We start from the raw sequence: 17622 nt of genomic DNA, 5'->3' as shown, positions 1-17622 counted from the left end.
CTCCCGTACCCACCCTCTATTTAAAACGGAATTTCCTCATCTTCATCTTCCACAGTCTTAGCCGTCATCCGCCAACTGGTAATATACTCAATTTGCACATCAATTTTGTTAATAGCTTCCCCTAAGCGCTTTTGGATGTATTGAGTCAGCGTCACCATAAAATCTAACTCAACTCCCACAGATAGCGCAAGTTTTGCCAATTTAGCAAAATTCACCTTCAAAATCGAGGAACTGGACAACTTAAAATGGGGAGTATTTTCCTGATTTTGCACCAACATTGCTTTTTTAATGCGCTCTTTTAGATGCTCAACTTCTGAATCCAGCAACTTCCATTCAGGCAAAATTTCTTGATACCTTTTGCCCAATGCTGTTAAATCCTCACTCTCCGGTTCCGGCGCAATTTTTTTAGTAGATTTCCGCCGTTGCTGTACATTAGAATTTAACCGCCAACTAGCAATATCCTCAACTTCCAAAGATGGATCGGCGATGAGTTCACCTAACTGTTTTTGAATTTCTTTCGTCAGCGTCACCGGAAAATTCAACTCAATTCCCTCAGTTTGCGTCAGTCTGGCCAGCGTCATAAAATCAACTTTCATCGTTATCGAACTGGAAAGCTCAAAATAAGAACTGTCTTTGAGCTTTTGGGCCAGCATCCCTGCTTTAATGCGTTCTTTCACTTCAGCGATTTCTGAATCTAGCGGCTTCCACCGAGATTCTATTTTCTGATATTTTTCGCCCAATGCTGTCAAGTTTTCCGTTGCGGGTTCGGGGTAACATTGGGCAAGGATTTCTAGGAGGCTGCCATGCACTCCAGCTAAATAAACCGCGTCCATCTTGGCATATTCTAGCTGCTTCTCGGTGAGGGGACGCTTTGCCCAATCGCCACTTTGTTCTGTTTTATCTACATAAGCAATGCCGCAAAGTGTTTCTATTAAAGTTTTGAGTTGTCGATTAGGTAAGGGCAGAATGTAAGTGGGAATCTTTGTCGCCATTTTGAGTGTGCAGGTGACATTTTGAGCGTCGTCATTGCCTAAAAATCGGATGTCATAGCTGGCGTTATGCAAGACTTTTTCAATATTTGGATTTACCATGATTTGGTTGATGAAATCTTTTGCCAATTCTGGTTTATCCAAGACATCTAGTATAAAAGTGGCATCTCCCGTGGAATCTGTGGAGTCAGCTAACACCTGAATCAGAGATAATCTGGGGTTGGATTTATAGTCTGCTATTTCTGTGTCAACCCACAGGATTTTAGTTTGGGCAAATTTAGCGATGAGTGCTTTGATGTCGTTGGCTGCTGTTAAATAAGGCATTTTAATCGACTTTTGCTATTAACTTTTTGATTATATTATGCTATAGCAATTATCGGATCGATTGTCAACGATCGCATTAAGGACACGGCATGGCCGTGTCCCTACAGGTATTTTTTCATAATTAGTATTAAATGTTGACCCGTCTTGGAGGCAGAAACCGGGAATAGACGATCGCATTTTTACCATTCAGCAGTAAGGTACGCAGCGCGCACCTTACAAACTATTAACCTATGACTATTCTGCCACTTCCTCAGATTCCGATTCTTCCGCCGATTCTTCACCAGCAGGCGGCACTAAAGCCACAGCTACGATCGAATCATCCTCATCTAACCGCTGCACCCGCACACCCGTTGCTGTGCGCGATTGGGTAGAAATTGCACTCACAGCCTGACGGATAATAATACCTCGGTTGGTAATGATCATCAATTCGTCATCTTCGTTGACAATTCGCAGGGCAGCTACCTGATCCTTACCCTTTTTCGACTTGAATTTAGTAGCCGTCAATCCCTTACCAGCCCGTCTTTGCAGGCGGAATTGAGAAACAGGAACCCGCTTCCCGTAGCCGTTGGTGGTGATTACCAACACCGAAGGAACTTCGCTGCTAACCGTCGAAATTTCTTCGGCATCTTCGCCTTCTATTTCCTCGGCTTGCAGTTCTAATTCTTCGTCTTCCAATTCCGCATCTTCACTTTCCAATTCAACAATTTCTGCTCCTTCAAATTCCGAGTCTTCAGTTTCTAATAGAGCAATATTAGCTCCCTCAAATTCCGAGTCTTCAGTTTCCAAGTCAGCAATTTCGGCAACAATTGAACTCGGCAAAATGTCCATGCTGATCAACTCATCGCCCGATCGCAATTTCATTGATTTTACACCCCGCGTCGCGCGGCCGACTGGGCGCAACTGTTCGTGATTGGTGCGGAAATGAATTGCCATGCCTTGGCGCGTACCGATGATGATGCTGTCACCCACTTTTGCTCTCCGTACCCAGCGCAGTTGGTCGCCTTCTTCTAGAGAAATCGCGATTAATCCATTAGTGCGGATGTTGCCAAAAGCGGAAAGTGCGGTTTTCTTAATGTAGCCGCCGCGAGTCAACATTACCAAGTATTCTTCGCTGGTGAATTCTGTAACTGACACCATAGAAGTGATTTTTTCTTCTATAGGAATCGGCAGCAGTTGCACCACGGGAGTGCCGCGGGCAGTCCGGGAACAGACGGGGATTTGATACGCTTTGACAGAGTAAACTACGCCCCTGTCGCTGAAGAACAAAACGCTGTCATGATCGCAGCAGGAAAGGAAATGTTCTACTCCGTCGTCTTCTTTCATTTTCGCGCCTGCTTTGCCGCGAGTAGCGCGACTTTGGGCCTCGAAAGTGCTGACAGGCATCCGCTTGATGTAGCCTTGCTCTGTAATCAGAATAATTGCTTGTTCGTTGGCAATTAAATCTCTTTCATCGATTTCTCCTTCGGCGTGTTCGATGACGCTGCGTCTAGGAGTGGCGATTTTGGTTTGGATTTCGACAGCTTCAAATTCGGCGATTTCTAAGATGCGTTCCCGCCGCGCTAAGATATCTTCCAAATCTGCGATTTTAGTTCGCAATTCTTCGTGTTCTTGCTGAATTTTTTGCGCTTCTAATGCTGTCAAACGCCGTAACTGCATTTGCAGAATTGCGTCTGATTGCTGTTCCGAAAGACCGTAATTATCCATCAATTCTTGTTTGGCTGCTGCAGAGTCGGCAGCGGCGCGAATTAGGTGAATAATTGCATCTAAGTTGTCTAGGGCAATTAATAAGCCTTGCAGAAGGTGGTCGCGTTCTTCTGCTTTGCGGAGCTCATATTGAGTCCGGCGAGTAATTGTCTCAATGCGGAAGTCTAGGAAGACATTGAGGAATTGGGAGAGCGTAAGTAGTTGGGGTTCCCCATTTACTAGCGCTAACATATTGGCTCCAAAGTTGGCTTGGAGGGGTGTTTGTTTATAGAGGTTGTTGAGGACGACGCGGGGATAGGCGTCGCGCTTGAGTTCGATCACGATCCGCATTCCGTCTCTATCGCTTTCGTCGCGAATGTCGGAAATTCCATCTAATCTTTTGTCGTTGACAAGTTCGGCAATTTTCTCAATTAGCGCTGCCTTGTTTGTTTGGTAAGGCAATTCGGTGATAATAATTGCTTCTTTGTCGGGGCGACCGGGATGTTCGATGGTTTCAATGCCGGCGACTCCGCGCATTGTAATCGAACCGCGCCCGGTGGTGTAAGCATCGCGAATGCCGCCTCTACCCAGAATTTGCCCTCCGGTGGGAAAGTCCGGGCCGGGGATGTACTGCATCAATTCCAGGTCAGTAATTGCTGGATTGTGAATTAGTGCTACTAAACCGTCAATTATTTCGCCTAAATTGTGCGGCGGAATGTTGGTGGCCATCCCTACAGCAATCCCGGAGGAACCGTTGAGCAAAATTTGGGGGATGCGTGCCGGGAGTACGAGGGGTTCTTGCTGGGAACCGTCGAAGTTGTCGCCGAAATCAACTGTTTCCGAGTCGATGTCGCGCAGCATGGAGTCGCTCGTCAAAGCTGTGAGGCGACACTCGGTGTACCGCATGGCAGCGGGCGGGTCGTTGTCAACGGAGCCGAAGTTGCCGTGGCCGTTGATCAGGCGTTCCCGCATGGAGAAATCCTGAGCCATCCGCACCAGGGCGTCGTAAACCGCTGTGTCTCCGTGCGGGTGATACTTGCCCAGCACCTCCCCCACGACGCGGGCGCATTTGCGGAAAGGTCGATCGGGAGTCAAGCCCAATTCGTTCATGGCGTAGAGAATGCGTCGGTGAACGGGCTTGAGACCGTCCCTGGCATCTGGTAGCGCCCGACCGACAATTACGCTCATGGCGTATTCCAAGTACGATCGGGACATCTCATTACCCAGATCCGTCGGGATTATCCGCGACTCAGAGGTGCTCATAGGTTGAAAAACTCCGTTAAAAATTTAAATTTGACCGCTATAAATCTCAAAAATGCGATAAAATCGGTTTGGATTCAGTAGAGCTGCCAAATATTGCAAATTACTCCTGAAATTATATCACAATTTGCCTTGGAATTTATGGGAAAGTTGCCAGAAAATTTAAGGGACGAAACAAGCACAATTGATAATTTGTCAGTTGGTGATTTTGTCAGCAGTTGGCAAAAGCTAGAAAGTTTTTTTTAGGCGGTCGCTTTTCATGCTTTCGTGAGTTTTTTTGACGACCATATAAGAAATTAAAATGGTTACTCGATCGAAATTTTAATTTCACAAAACCGAAGGCATTCTTAAAGCCAACTAAAAATCTAAAATCTAAAATCTAAAATCTAAAATCAGCCGATGCTACCCGTCATCTACTCCGAAGATTTCTTGCTGCACAAGACTGGAATGCTTCACCCAGAGCGACCAGAACGTTTAACGGCGATCGTCAATGCTCTGAAAGCTGCTCCTTGGGCGGATAAAATTGAATGGCAACTGCCCACCCCAGTGGCGCAGCGCGAACAACAACTGTTCTCGGCTATCAAAAAAGTTCACTCGCAAAGATACATCAAAGAAATCGAACATTTGGCTCATCGGGGAGGCGGCTACCTCGACGGTGATACGCCGATTTCTGCTGAAAGTTACGACGTAGCGCTGCTAGCGGCGAGTGCTTGGCTCGATGGGGTCGATCGAGTGGTGGCTGCGGGGGAACCGGCTTTTGTGCTGGCCAGGCCGCCGGGACACCACGCCGAAAAAGCCCGCGCGATGGGTTTTTGCTTGTTTTCCAATGCTGCGATCGCCGCTCACTACGCCCTGGAACAGCCGGGAATCAACCGCGTCGCTGTCCTCGACTGGGACGTGCACCACGGCAACGGCACTCAATCTTTGGTGGAAAACTGTCGGCAAATTGCCTACTGTTCCCTGCACCAATCTCCGTGCTATCCGGGAACTGGAGATGCCGAGGAGCGCGGTGCCTACGACAACGTGCTGAACATTCCCCTGTATCCCGGCAGTGGCATAGCTGAATACCTGAGCGCCTTTGAATCTCTTGTCGTGCCTTTTTTGTCCAAATTTGAACCGGATTTGTTGATTGTCAGCGCTGGTTATGACGCTACTGCCTCCGATCCGCTGGCGAGCATGACTCTGATGCCGTCAGATTTCGGTACTTTCACCGGATACTGCCTGCAACTCACCCGCCGCATAGCTTTTGGTTTGGAGGGGGGTTACGCGCTGAAAGAGTTGGCCGAGTCGGTTGTGGCGACTATTGACCGATGCCTCAATTAGCTGGAAAATTGGCATAGGGGAAAATGAGGTTGAGAACCCATGAGGACGAGATGGAGAGTTTTTGAGGGCGATCGGGCCTGATGGTCTTTTTCCCTCTGACTTCTGACTTCTGACTTCTGACTTCTGACTTCCGTGACAAGCATCACCAATTTAAGAGATCCAAGTCACTGGGCATCCAAGTCTCGGTCACAGATTTTTAACCGAAAAATCACACCGTGTCAATGTTTTCGATCGCCTTTGAAGTCCCTCCCAGAGTGGATAATAAAAATACAACAAGCCTGTTAAAATTTTATCTGTCTCAATCAACTAGGAGGTTTATCATGTCAGTATCCCAAATGACACTCGAAGAGTTATTTGGTCAGGTCATGTTCTCCAGCGTCGTGACTCGCCACGACCGGAGACAGCTCAGATCTGCACTCTTAGAAAGAACACTGAATGAAGATGAGTATGCCATCATCAACCGACTGCTGTACAACGTTCGCCGCGGTTGGGTAAAAATTGTCGATTAAAGACCTGGCAGCCACTCCCTTTGGGGGAGTTAATACCATTTTCGATTTTCGATTTTCGATTTTCGATTAAAGAGTTGGTGATTACTGATAACTATCGGGGTTGAGATCGCGGGCCTACAGTTACATTTTTTGGGAACTCGTTACAAGTAGAACTTGCCAATTCGGGAAGTTTTTTGTGTTTAATAGTTGGCTCGAAAGTGTGATGTGTGTGACCAGTGTGTTAATTATCAAAATCTCGCTACAAATCAGCCTATAGGTAGAGATAATTATAAAGTAACAGGTTTCGGGTGCATCTCTACTTGTTGAAAACTTGTGAGTTTTGAGTTACTAACTGAGAAGTTATAATTAACTCAAAACTCATAATTTTTTGGAGGTGAGATGGGAGATGGGAGAGTGGGAAAACTGATGAATATCAGGGTTGAGAGCCGTTAAAAAGTTGATATTTTATAAACGGGTATTAAAAATCAAAACTATAAGCTGTTTCCGGTTGAGGAGGAGTGTGCGATCGTTACAAGCACACCGAGTCGCATTGGTCGATCGACCATTCCGGCAATTTGAGCCCAGAAGTGTCAAAATATTAACAACCAGTTCATCCCCAAAATATATGGCTCCCGCCGTTTTAATTGAAAATCTTCAGAAACGCTACGGCACTGTAGAAGCCGTTAAAGATGTTTCCTTCAAGGTAGAACCGGGGGAAATATTTGGTTTGCTAGGCCCCAACGGTGCAGGCAAAACCACAACCCTGCGGGTACTTTGTACTTTGAGTGCGCCCGATAGCGGACGCATTGAAGTGTCTGGCATTTCTGCTGTCAGCCAGCCGAGAATTGCCAGACAAAAACTCGGCTATGTCGCCCAAGAAGTTGCTCTCGATAAGGTGCTGACGGGGCGGGAACTCCTGCAACTGCAAGCAGCGCTTTACCATTTGCCGCGCAATACGATTAAAGGGCGGATTGACGAAATGGTGAAACTCCTCGGTTTGGAGGAGTGGGAAAATAAAAAGACGGGTACTTATTCCGGCGGTATCCGCAAACGCCTCGACTTAGCTGCTGGGTTGCTTCACCAGCCGGATGTTTTGGTGTTAGACGAACCGACTGTCGGGCTCGATATTGAAAGCCGGGTGGTTGTGTGGGATTTCCTGCGGCGCTTGCGGGAGGAAGGTACGACGGTTTTGATTACGAGTCACTATCTCGAAGAAGTTGACGCTTTGGCCGATCGCGTGGCGATTATTGACAAGGGTACGGTGATTGCACAGGGTACGCCGGAGGAGTTGAAAAATCGGGTTGGGGGCGATCGGGTGACTCTGCGGATTCGGGAGTTTTCGCCGATGGAAGAAGCCGAAAAAGCTAAAACTCTGATGCAATCTTTGCCTTTTGTGCAGGAAGTAATTGTCAACGCGGCTCAAGGAAATTCTCTCAATTTAGTAGTAACACCGCAAAGCGATGCGCTGGTGACTATTCAGCAAGCTTTAAAAGATGCGGGACTTCCTACTTTTGGGATTGCTCAATCTCGGCCGAGTTTGGATGATGTGTATTTGGCTGCGACTGGTAAGACGCTGTTGGATGCGGAGTTGGCTGCTGCTAGCAACCGCGATTTGAAGGCTGAGCAAAAACAGGCGATGCGATCGTAGTTTGAGGGAAGGGAAAAGTTCGTCAGAAACAGGCAAGATGCCTGTTCCACAAAGAGTTAATTTTATTGTGGAACAGGCATCTTGCCTGTTCAAGACTACGTTTTTTGGAGATGTCTGAAGCTCAGCGCGCGGGGTTAGAAACCCGGTTTCTTCACAGATTTCTCGTCGCCAAACCAGATTTTCCTCAGAAACCGGGTTTCTTTGGGCTTAGTCCTATATTATCGCGAGCAATTAGCAGATTCCGTCCATCAGCGTTTGTTAGGCATTCAACCCGATCTGGGCGTTGTGCGATCGCGCTTGTTAGCCCAAAAACAATCTTGAGGATTAAGTATTTCGGCGGTTGAAACCGCGTCTACACAAACAAAGTCTGCCTTCGCAGACTAAGAGATCAACCGATATTTAAGCTGAAGTTGATATCATACATCCAATACTTGCTCTGCTGTTAGTGATAATTCTGGGAAAGTTCGGGATATAATTCGCTCAGTTCCTCGGTAAGCAGTCATTTGATAACCCCCATTTTCATCGAGCAGGTAAACAAAAACAGTCGGTTCTTTCGGGTTGCCCAAATAGTTTCTGCTACCCAAAGCTAAATAATCGACAATCCAATATTCAGAAATTCCCAGCCGCTGATATTCATCTAGCTTATCGATATAATCATCTTCCCAATTTGTTGAGACAACTTCTACAACTAATTGTGGTGGTTCAGTTAGGGATGAATAGGCGAAGGGCTGCGATTCCCAGAGGGTTTTGTCTACTACTGTAACATCAGGATGGCGGCCTTGTTCTTTACCATTCGGGGTTAATGTCCTGACTACAATTCGGCCAGATACCCTGTAATTCAGGTGGAGTCTTTTTACCTCGTCTTGGAACGTATTTTCAAGGAAATCAGCTACATTTTCGTGCAGTCTGATTGTTGGTAATATTTTGATAATTTCTCCATTAACCAGTTCATAACGTCCGTCTTCATCTGGAAGTTGCTTGATGAATCGATCGAAAGTGAGCATTAGTTTAGGTTGGGTTTGAGTTGCGATAGTGGTTTGCTCTCATTTAGCTAGATTAGGACTTACGCATGGTGGCCCAGAAACCGGGTTTTTTTACGAAATACTTAGTTACATACCGTAAATTAGGTAAAAAACCCGGTTTCTTTAATCGGAGCGTGTCCCGGACTATAGATATTTAAGACTATTCTGCCACCATTTTAACATACTGTTTTAACACAGGTGCAATCCTGAAAACGATTTCAGCTTCACAGCTCAATTTTTCGATCATTCCCCGTCTATCTAAAGATTGAATTGCTTTACATAATTCGCCCTGCGAACCTTGACATTTTGCCAAAAATTGAGTAAAGGAAACAGGTTCGATTTCATTACTAAGTTGCGAAATAGCCTGTTTTTCTATTTCCGACAACCGCTGATAGTGCTGCTGCAATATCGGTGTCAATTCATCGCTTAAAAATACTGGTTGATAGCTTAAATATTGAGAGACTCTACCGCCAAATAAGTTGTTAATGGTTTGAGCGACTAATTTTAACCACAGGGGATTACCTTGATAAAGGTTAATCAATTCTGGCCAGTATTCTTCATCCAACAAACCTTTTTCTCTAAAAATTTCTGTTGCTGCTTCACCTACCCCAGTTAACTGTAATAAACATACTGCTGAATTATCGTCGGTGAATGTGAGGATGTCTGAGGGTGGTTCCCAACTATTGAGAATTAAGCAGCTATTATGGGGAATTTCGCCGATGAGTTTAAATAGGGTTCCGTAGTTTTCATATCCTGGTTTATAATGTCCTGCAAGTTGCCCGCTGCTGAGAATTTGCTGCACGTCATCGAGGATGATTAGACAGCGATTGTCTCGCAATGTTTCTATTAGGATTGACAACTGAGCATCGATGTTGGCGGAAAAGTTAATTTCTGTGCGATCGGATAGAAATTGAATCAGGTTTTTGAGGGTTGTTTCGAGGGGTGGGGAGGTGCGGAGACTGCGCCAGATGATGCGATCGAATTGAGTTTGAATTTGGGGGATGAGGTGACGGGCGATCGCACTTTTGCCGGTGCCACTCATGCCTGTGATGGTGAGGAGGCGGCAGTTTTGGCGGGCGATCGCATTTTCGAGGGCGGTGAGGGGTGAGTTGGGGTAGTTGTAGAATGTTCTGATCTCCGGTGCATCTCTTAAATCGAGTCGCGGTTTCTCTTGGGTGTTGTCTTCATTTGATGTTGGTGTTGAGGGTGAGTTTTGGGGAGTTTTGGGAGGGTGGGATGTTTCTGTGCAAACGTTTATATTCCCTTTTTGGACAAGGTTAAAATAACCGGAATTTGAAAATTTAGAAATTTCATAGCTTTCCATTGCAGAGCGCAAAGTAGTTTTACTAACCTTTTCACCTAACTTTTTTTTAATGAGTTGCCATAATTTTGAAGCTACATTAGCAACGTGACGTTCAGTACAGTGATATTCTTTAGCAATTTCGGAGTATCTTTTACCTTGCCAAGTAGCGAGCAATACTGCCTGTTGCAGGTTATCTAAGTGTTTACCCGTTTTGGCTAAAACCAGGTCATCGGCAAATCTCAAGACTTCCTTGATTTCCATAGTCAGGTAAGTGTAGATAATTCCAGTATCATATCAGACTTTGATGATATTTTATGACATTTGTAATAAAAAATGATACTTGATGATAAAAATGTCGAATAAATTCAGGATATTTTATGATATTTTGTGATGGTAAATCCCAAAAATATTGCTTATGATAGATTCCTATAAAGCAAATCTGTGAATTATTTTTTTTGTAATTACAGACTCAACGCATATTTCGTCTATAAATATAACTAACTAGCCGAAAAGCACAATGCACGGAACAAAAACACACTCTCAATTTAAAACCCTCATCTACGAGGAAGAACTAGACCGGATTGCTGGATGGGTTGAAGAGTATCCTAACTTAGAAACAGGTGGAGACTTGTTTGGATTTTGGACTCATTCAGGAGCACCAGTAGTTCAGTATGTCCTTGGGCCAGGTTCAGATAGCCGACATAATGATACCAGCTTTTATCAAGATAGACAGCATTTGATTAAAGCTGGAGAGATTCTCAGGAGCAAGCATGGATTACAACATATCGGTGAGTGGCATTCTCACCACCAAATGGGATTAGCACAACCCAGTGGAGGTGATAGTAATACCGTTATTCGGGCATTACAAAGATACAATTTTCCAAGGTTTCTGCTTTGCATTGCTAACATACGTTCTAATTCAGTAATCATGAAAAAATGGAATGTCAATGTTGGCTGTTTTTTGTATTCCAGCCACCGAGCTAATTATCAAGCTGGTGCATGGGTGGTTTTGCCAGGGGAAAGTCCTATTCGCTCCAATTTGAAATGGAAAAGTGAATTAAGCCGGATAAATTCTCGTCCTTCAAAAAATTGGACTGTTGACGAAACAACTCTTGAAGAGGAACCTTTGGTAACAACAGAGCCAATAGAGATATCTGAGAAACTATGGTACAGCAGTCAACAAGGTCAAGCCATACTGAAAAAACTATTCGACGAAATTCAGAAAAAATTTCAACACTGCGAAATGTCTCGAACAAATGAAGATCGAATTTATTTAACCTTTGAGTGCCAAGATAAACATGGGTGTGTAGATCGCTGGCGTGCAGATTTTCCAGAGGATTTTCCGCAATCTTCACCTCAGCTTAAGGTTAACCATGAAAAACCTTTTACTGTGCAAAATTGGCATAATAATTCCCCTCATTTTGAGCAAGTTGAAGATTGCATTAATCGTTACTATAATAGAAGGTAAGGATTACTATGACATGGACTCAATTGCAACAACAACGCTTACAAGTAGAGCGGCAAATACTTAAAAAGTATTTTCCCAGCTTTAGTTGGATTAATCCAGGAGATTCTAACAATACACGAGTTGAAGGTAATGTTTGCACTAATGCTGGTAACGTATATACTCTGCGAGTTTATATACCTTCCGATTTTCCCAACTCTCGACCTGATATGGTCGTGACATCACCCTATCCTTTTAAGGGATATCGCGGACAAGACTTAAAGGAATATGGAACAAGCGCAAGTATGCACACTTTAGATCCAAGAGATGGATATGTCAAGATTTGTCATTACAGAGAGTGGTTGCCTAATTTAACTGTGTACTTAGTTGTGCTGAAAGGTAGAATCTGGCTCGAAGCACTGGAAGGACACAGAAGAACAGGGCAAGCTTTAGATAGTTTTCTTCCTCATATGCAATAAACTCATCAAACCATAAAGAGACATAAAACTCATGACCAACTCTCAAGATGTAACCCGCCACCTACAAAGAACCGTTCAAGAAGGAGAGGCACCTTCAGATCAACAGCTTATGTTTGATCCAACAACTGGTCAGTTGGTAGTGAAGAGACCGTCTGAGCGAGCCCCTAGTCCCGATGCTGTAGTTGCCGATCAAATTACAGAAGATGGTTTCTTCCGAGGTTAATTATTATGACTTTCCCCTTAGTTTATATGCACGAAGACCAAGTGCAGACTCTTTTTGGTAAGTTTCTACAATCTCAAGTAGATAGGTGTGAAGCCGTTGCATTTGGTTTTGATAATGGTGATGTATTTCATGTTTATACATCTAGACCTAAAACGCAGTTATCCGGTTATCCGTGTACCTCAGCAATTCATTTTTTAACTACGATGCCAGAGGGTGAAACTGGCTGTGCTGTTGCCACTCAAATTTACAATGCCATGTTTGGCAACCGAGTCAGTCACCCTGTTAATACTTCTGTAATTGTCTTGTTTGCCATTCAGGATAATATATTACGTCATCGTGCTTTTATTGGAAACTCCGAAGGGGAATTTCACGAAGGAAGCGTTAAATTTATTCCTGAACGTTCAGAACTTTACTCTCGCAGTAAAGGTTTGTTAGAGACTTCTGTGCTTGAAAATTGCAAAATAGGAATTGTTGGATTAGGCAGCGGTGGCTCTACTGTAGCACTAGAACTTGCTAAAGCAGGCGTGGGAAATTTTGTCTTGATAGATTTTGACCGCCTAGAGTTAGAAAATGTTGCTAGGCATATTTGTGGCACAGGAGATTTAGGTCGCTACAAGACTAAAGCTGTCAGGGATTTACTTTATGGGAAAAACCCATATATTCATGTGCAAACGGCTGAAGTGGACATCAATCAAAATCTTGAGGAAACTAAACTTCTCCTGAAAAATTGTAATTTGATTATTGCTGGCACTGATAATGATAGAAGCCGTTTTAACCTCAATAGCATAGCTCTTGAATACAAAATTACTACTATTTTTGGCAGAGCATTAACTCGTGCTTGTGGTGGTGATGTTTTGAGAGTACGTCCTCATCAAGGCCCGTGCTTGGGCTGTGTTTTCACTAAGGATTTTTTGGAGAGTCGCCAAGAGGAAATATCCCAGTTTAGACAATCTCGATCAGAGACTCCTGCTTATGTTCCAGATGAGGAAGTAAAAGCTACAATTCAGGTTGGTCTTGCTTCTGATATTCTGCCTATCTCTAACATGATTGTTAAACTGGCTTTGGTAGAGCTTTCGCGTGGTAAAGCAAGTGGTATTAGTTCATTAGAAGAAGATTTAGTGGCAGACTTCTACCTTTGGGGTAATCGTAGAGAGAATACTTATGCCAGTTGGCCCAAGATGGAGTATAATTTTAATACACCGTCTATTCTGCGTTGGTACGGAGCAAATTGGGAGCGTAGTTTATCATGTCCTGTTTGTGGGGAGCAACATGAACCTTTGATTGATGAGACTGAGCAAGATAATATTTTTGCTAGCTAGTAGTTCATAACAATAGCAGCGCGCGCGCCCTTCCTTAAGCCAAGCTCGATTTCCACAAGTCTACAAGGAGAATGAATTATGTCCAAAGAAAAGCCACCCGATAAAAGAGATCCAAACGCTTTTGAAAAAAAAGAACAGAGAGTAATATGCCCTTCATGCCAAGGAAAGGGAAAAATAAAACCTAAAGATGCAGTCCGAGAAGCAGTGTGCCAACGGTGTAAAGGGAAAGGTTTTCTGTTAAAATAAGCAGGCGGTTGCTGGAGCGAAAGCAAATAACAACATCAGTTTACAAACGAAGCCGAAACTTTCGTTAAACCATTAGCAATATCTGGCTCAATCTTAACGTGCCAGATATTACCAGCATAATATTCTTTCCAATCTGTGATAGGTGCAGCCAATTTCACTGGTAACTTACCAACATTATCAGAACTTACCACTACAGCCGGACGAATTTTTTTGATTTCGGCTCCCAGTGTTGGGTCAAAATTAGCCAACCAAATATCACCCCGTTTAGGAGAAGGAGAGTTAGTAGTCAATTAAATCTCCTGCTTCTAATTCTTGCCATTCTCTATCTTCCTGGTAATGTTGCAACATTGCCTCAGCTTGTCTTTCTAAAATCCTTCCCCTCTCTTCCAGCGGTAATTTCATAAATTCTCGGCGACTGGGATAGTTGGCTACTGTTGGTATTTCTAAAGCTATATCCGTCGGCTGCTTTTGAATCTTACGCTGAGAATTCAATGCTTCTATTCGAGATCTTTCTGCTTCCTCCGCTGCAATATCAGCCTCAATTTCCTCTCGGTTAGCATGGTAATAAGTCAAAGCTGCATAGACTTGGGTGAGAGTTAAATGCCCGATGCGATCGGCAATTTCTTCTGCACTCAAACTTTGCTTGTACCAAATAGCGATGCGCCGGACTGTAACACCAGTCCCGGCAATAATTGGACAGCCACCATGTATGTCAGGCTGACGGCTAATTAGAGTTCCTATATCCGTGATAGTTGACAAGATTTTTTCCCCGCCAATGTCTGATGGTTCTTTTATCTAGGATAGCACTGTCAAATGTAGTTAGCAGACGGCGGGAAGTTTTAGGCAGAGGGAATTCTTCTAAATAAAGTTCCGTTGCTTCTTTGAGATTGGCGATCGCCTCTTCGATCGTCTCTCCTTGGCTAGCCGTTCCCACTTCAGGACACTCGGCTACATAAACATCCTCTTCCCAATAAACAATTGCCGTGAAAGTACAAGACATTTTTTTGCCAAATTCTTCATACTTAATCTAGCATATCCAGCACCGTTTTTCAGTCGCGATCGCCCATCTCATCCCCTATCGCAAAAAAGTGCGTGAAGCGGAGCTATCCCGAAGGGAATCGCTCTCATTAACTTCTTACCTCTTGATACAAACCGTCAGAAGATTCTGCTATTTTAGGCAGACTACCATCCTTAATAGCTTTCATTAAATCTTCGCGCAACGCTTCTAAAAAATAGCGATCGTTGCCGATATCTGATGCTTCATCCTCATCCAATTCTTCATCCTTCAAACGTTCTAGGTATGCCTCTATCCGAAACTCAAGAGCTTCGATAATAAATTGTACATCCTTAAAAGATAGAATCATCTGAACTCCATTTTTAATCTTTACACTCACTTGCCACAATGCTAACCCACTCTGTGTCAAAGCTGCTAAAGCTGAAAATCGTTAACTCACTTTGTAGAAAGATGCACTTATCAGTCGAAGAGACTCCTTGTACTCCTCTATCGGCATAATATGACTCGGTTTCCACAACCAATGATCGTTGTGGTCATTAACTAAATCAAGCGCGGCAGGAATTTCACTCTCCGCATCTAACTTCCACCAGTTTTTGTCGCTTCTTTGAGTAGCAAATGTCGAAATCCCACCTCCTAAAGTAGGATCTACCCAGATGCGACCATTTTCTTCATAAGTAGCAACATCTTTGTTCGGTCGGACATTATCCATTCTAGGTGAATTAGCGTTGCCTTGCCGATATAGAGCGATCGGTGTTTCTGCCATGTCTCGATCGAAGATTCCCAGCTATGTAGAATTTATCATAATGACTATACAACCTAATCTGCTGGCTTGTGACGATCGCCCGCCCAACACCACCAATACCTCCAGACTTGCTACCCTAAAGAGAGTTCGATTTAACTCACCCAAGAGCAGCATTCTCGCTTAACAGGCAAGATGCCTGTTCCACAAAGAGTCAATTTTCTTCTTGTGGGGAGTAGGGGTTGGGCTTCTAGCCCGCCCTAAAGGGATGATTGCAACTGGTGCAATATCTCAGATTTAATCAAAATCAACAACAAGCAATTATGAGCGGTACTGTTACATCCCCCAACAACCTCAACCAGCAGCGGCCACTCTCCACGGCATCCGCTGACACTTCCACTTCCCTGCTGGCCGACTTCATCCAAGAAACACTCGCCTTAACCAAGCGCCTGTTTATTCAATTGCAGCGCCGCCCCTCGACGCTAGTTGCAGGCATTATTCAGCCGCTGATGTGGTTGGTTTTGTTCGGAGCTCTGTTTGAAAATGCACCCGCCGGCTTGTTCGGCGAAAGCCAGAATTACGGACAATTTCTCGGCGCTGGTGTAATCGTTTTTACTGCTTTTGCCGGGGCGCTGAATGCTGGTTTGCCGATTATGTTCGATCGCGAGTTCGGATTTCTCAACCGCTTGTTAGTCGCGCCGTTGGCTTCCAGATTTTCGATCGTCCTGGCTTCGGCTATTTTTATCGTCACCCTCAGCTTTATCCAAACCGGCACAATCGTTACAGCGGGAGCGTTTTTGGGCGCGGGATTCCCCGGAATTGCCGGACTTGGGGCGATCGCCCTGATTGTGCTGCTGTTAGTTTTGGGCGTCACCGGCTTGAGTCTGGGTTTAGCCTTCGCTCTCCCCGGCCACGTAGAATTAATAGCGGTAATTTTTGTTACTAACTTGCCGCTGTTATTTGCCAGCACAGCCCTCGCGCCGCTGTCATTTATGCCAGAGTGGCTGCAAGTTGTGGTGACTCTCAATCCTCTGAGTTACGCGATCGAACCGATCCGCTACCTGTACCTGCACAGCGATTGGTCGCTAGCCAGTGTCGTGATGCACGCTCCTTGGGGTAATGTCACCTTTGGAGGAGCGCTGTTAGTGCTGCTGGCGTTTGATTTGGTGGCGCTGCTGAGCATTCAACCGCTGCTGCGACGCCGATTTGCTTAGTAAGGGCGATCGTTTCACCTGCACCGTCAATTCTAGGACACGGCGCCGTGCCTTTCGTCCTGTCAACTTAAGGTAAAACCGATAGTCCGTCAGGGGTTGAAACAAGACTCTCAAAGCCAAAGTCCTCTTGCATAGGACTAATGAGTTCTTCAGTCCTCTTTCAGAGGACTTTCGCTATGAGACAGGGAATTCATTCCCTGGCGGACTGCCGGGTCAACGATAGGACTGTTTCATTCTCACGAAAATCAGGCTTTTGTAGGGGCGGTGCCCCCGTGCCCGCCCCCACCCACAGACGATTTCACAGGCATTTGGGACATGGGGGCAACCACGGGGGGATTGCCCCTACGGAGAATGAAACCGTCCTGGGGTAAGCGAGAGGACTGCGGGACTAAAAGCTTAAGTTGACACCAATGGGCATTGCCCTGTCCTTAGCCCCAGCGAAGTAATATAATATTTAGTCGCAAGTCAGAATATTGTTTAGATAGAATTGTTTTTTTGAAGATTCAACTAATAAATGATGAACACCAAAACTTCCAAATCCGGCAAATTGATGATGGGGATTGCTGCAAGCGCGATCGCATCCTGTGTTCTGTTCTCCCCTCAAGCAAGCTTCGCTCAAGCCAGCGGTTTAAATAATGCCCAACCGCTGCAAGACTTTCAAACTCAAGACAATACCGACCCCTTTTCCGGCGACAGCAGCGGAAGGGGAATATTTGATTTAATTCACCGATCGAAATTGGGCGGTGGCCGCAGCATGGAAGAATTTAATAGCGAACAGCGCCAAAATTTAAACGATGCGGCCGCAGAATTTCGCAACAAACAGCGCCTACTACTGGAAAACCAAGCAGTACCTACACCAGGGGCGATCGCACCAGCAGAAATTACCGCCCCCGTCCCTTAAAT

The 17622-nt window shown here is 44.9% G+C and carries 19 protein-coding genes; 10 read left to right on the top strand and 9 right to left on the bottom strand.

The features are described 5' to 3' along the window. Positions 1 to 20: 20 nt before the first annotated feature. Positions 21 to 1313: a ribonuclease D gene (locus tag QUB35_RS14150; RefSeq protein ID WP_333142503.1), complete on the bottom strand. Its 1293-nt coding sequence runs from the start codon at positions 1311 to 1313 to the stop codon at positions 21 to 23. Between the two features lie 234 nt (positions 1314 to 1547). Next, positions 1548 to 4259, bottom strand: a complete 2712-nt coding sequence (gene gyrA / locus QUB35_RS14145) for a DNA gyrase subunit A (protein WP_333142502.1) — start codon at positions 4257 to 4259, stop codon at positions 1548 to 1550. A gap of 396 nt (positions 4260 to 4655) precedes the next feature. Here gyrA and QUB35_RS14140 point away from each other — a divergent pair, with 396 nt between their 5' ends. From QUB35_RS14140 to QUB35_RS14130, 3 genes are all read left to right on the top strand, one after another. Next, positions 4656 to 5579 carry a histone deacetylase gene (locus tag QUB35_RS14140; protein WP_333142501.1) on the top strand — a complete coding sequence of 308 codons (924 nt, stop codon included), beginning with the start codon at positions 4656 to 4658 and terminating at the stop codon, positions 5577 to 5579. Between the two features lie 320 nt (positions 5580 to 5899). Then, a complete protein-coding gene (locus tag QUB35_RS14135; protein WP_015175516.1) occupies positions 5900 to 6088 on the top strand; it encodes a hypothetical protein in 189 nt (62 codons plus the stop codon). 604 nt (positions 6089 to 6692) lie between these two features. Further along, the gene (locus QUB35_RS14130) at positions 6693 to 7715 is read left to right on the top strand and encodes an ABC transporter ATP-binding protein (RefSeq protein ID WP_333142500.1); all 1023 of its coding nucleotides are present in this window, start codon (positions 6693 to 6695) and stop codon (positions 7713 to 7715) included. 416 nt (positions 7716 to 8131) lie between these two features. Here QUB35_RS14130 and QUB35_RS14125 read toward each other — a convergent pair whose 3' ends face one another. Together QUB35_RS14125 and QUB35_RS14120 are read right to left on the bottom strand one after the other, a co-directional pair. Then, positions 8132 to 8719, bottom strand: a complete 588-nt coding sequence (locus QUB35_RS14125) for a Uma2 family endonuclease (protein WP_333142499.1) — start codon at positions 8717 to 8719, stop codon at positions 8132 to 8134. A 178-nt stretch (positions 8720 to 8897) separates the two neighbouring features. Further along, positions 8898 to 10301: an NB-ARC domain-containing protein gene (locus QUB35_RS14120; protein ID WP_333142498.1), complete on the bottom strand. Its 1404-nt coding sequence runs from the start codon at positions 10299 to 10301 to the stop codon at positions 8898 to 8900. A 256-nt stretch (positions 10302 to 10557) separates the two neighbouring features. Between QUB35_RS14120 and QUB35_RS14115 the strand changes: the two genes are divergently transcribed. The 5 genes from QUB35_RS14115 (at position 10558) to QUB35_RS14095 (ending at position 13751) form a co-directional block, all read left to right on the top strand. Further along, positions 10558 to 11508, top strand: coding sequence for a hypothetical protein (locus QUB35_RS14115; RefSeq protein ID WP_333142497.1), 951 nt, complete (start codon positions 10558 to 10560; stop codon positions 11506 to 11508). Positions 11509 to 11516: 8 nt separating this feature from the next. Further along, the gene (locus tag QUB35_RS14110) at positions 11517 to 11963 is read left to right on the top strand and encodes a hypothetical protein (protein ID WP_333142496.1); all 447 of its coding nucleotides are present in this window, start codon (positions 11517 to 11519) and stop codon (positions 11961 to 11963) included. 31 nt (positions 11964 to 11994) lie between these two features. Continuing rightward, complete coding sequence (locus QUB35_RS14105) at positions 11995 to 12186, top strand: hypothetical protein (protein ID WP_332950290.1); 192 nt, start codon at positions 11995 to 11997, stop codon at positions 12184 to 12186. Positions 12187 to 12191: 5 nt separating this feature from the next. Next, complete coding sequence (locus QUB35_RS14100; protein WP_333142495.1) at positions 12192 to 13505, top strand: ThiF family adenylyltransferase; 1314 nt, start codon at positions 12192 to 12194, stop codon at positions 13503 to 13505. Between the two features lie 78 nt (positions 13506 to 13583). Then, a complete protein-coding gene (locus QUB35_RS14095) occupies positions 13584 to 13751 on the top strand; it encodes a hypothetical protein (protein ID WP_333142494.1) in 168 nt (55 codons plus the stop codon). Positions 13752 to 13786: 35 nt separating this feature from the next. Here QUB35_RS14095 and QUB35_RS14090 read toward each other — a convergent pair whose 3' ends face one another. The 5 genes from QUB35_RS14090 to QUB35_RS14070 all read right to left on the bottom strand — a co-directional run bounded on the left by QUB35_RS14090 (position 13787) and on the right by QUB35_RS14070 (position 15529). After that, positions 13787 to 14041, bottom strand: coding sequence for a type II toxin-antitoxin system PemK/MazF family toxin (locus QUB35_RS14090; RefSeq protein ID WP_333142493.1), 255 nt, complete (start codon positions 14039 to 14041; stop codon positions 13787 to 13789). Then, positions 14031 to 14510, bottom strand: coding sequence for a DUF433 domain-containing protein (locus tag QUB35_RS14085; RefSeq protein ID WP_333142492.1), 480 nt, complete (start codon positions 14508 to 14510; stop codon positions 14031 to 14033). The genes QUB35_RS14090 and QUB35_RS14085 overlap by 11 nt, the downstream gene beginning before the upstream one ends. Then, the gene (locus tag QUB35_RS14080; RefSeq protein WP_333142491.1) at positions 14476 to 14751 is read right to left on the bottom strand and encodes a type II toxin-antitoxin system HicB family antitoxin; all 276 of its coding nucleotides are present in this window, start codon (positions 14749 to 14751) and stop codon (positions 14476 to 14478) included. Before QUB35_RS14080 ends, QUB35_RS14085 begins: the two co-directional genes overlap by 35 nt. A 127-nt stretch (positions 14752 to 14878) precedes the next feature. Continuing rightward, complete coding sequence (locus QUB35_RS14075) at positions 14879 to 15115, bottom strand: hypothetical protein (protein ID WP_333142490.1); 237 nt, start codon at positions 15113 to 15115, stop codon at positions 14879 to 14881. Between the two features lie 81 nt (positions 15116 to 15196). Then, positions 15197 to 15529: a Tse2 family ADP-ribosyltransferase toxin gene (locus QUB35_RS14070; RefSeq protein ID WP_333142489.1), complete on the bottom strand. Its 333-nt coding sequence runs from the start codon at positions 15527 to 15529 to the stop codon at positions 15197 to 15199. Between the two features lie 299 nt (positions 15530 to 15828). On the opposite strand from QUB35_RS14070, the gene QUB35_RS14065 reads away from it, so the two are divergent. After that, positions 15829 to 16719 carry an ABC transporter permease gene (locus tag QUB35_RS14065; RefSeq protein ID WP_333142540.1) on the top strand — a complete coding sequence of 297 codons (891 nt, stop codon included), beginning with the start codon at positions 15829 to 15831 and terminating at the stop codon, positions 16717 to 16719. A 517-nt stretch (positions 16720 to 17236) separates the two neighbouring features. After that, the gene (locus QUB35_RS14060) at positions 17237 to 17620 is read left to right on the top strand and encodes a hypothetical protein (RefSeq protein ID WP_333142488.1); all 384 of its coding nucleotides are present in this window, start codon (positions 17237 to 17239) and stop codon (positions 17618 to 17620) included. The last annotated feature ends 2 nt before the right edge of the window (positions 17621 to 17622 follow it).

It is taken from the genome of Microcoleus sp. B13-B6, from assembly GCF_036705405.1.
Classification (GTDB): Bacteria; Cyanobacteriota; Cyanobacteriia; order Cyanobacteriales; family Microcoleaceae; genus Microcoleus.
Note: the sequence above shows the minus strand (reverse complement) of the source record. Positions and strands in the feature narration are given on the sequence as shown.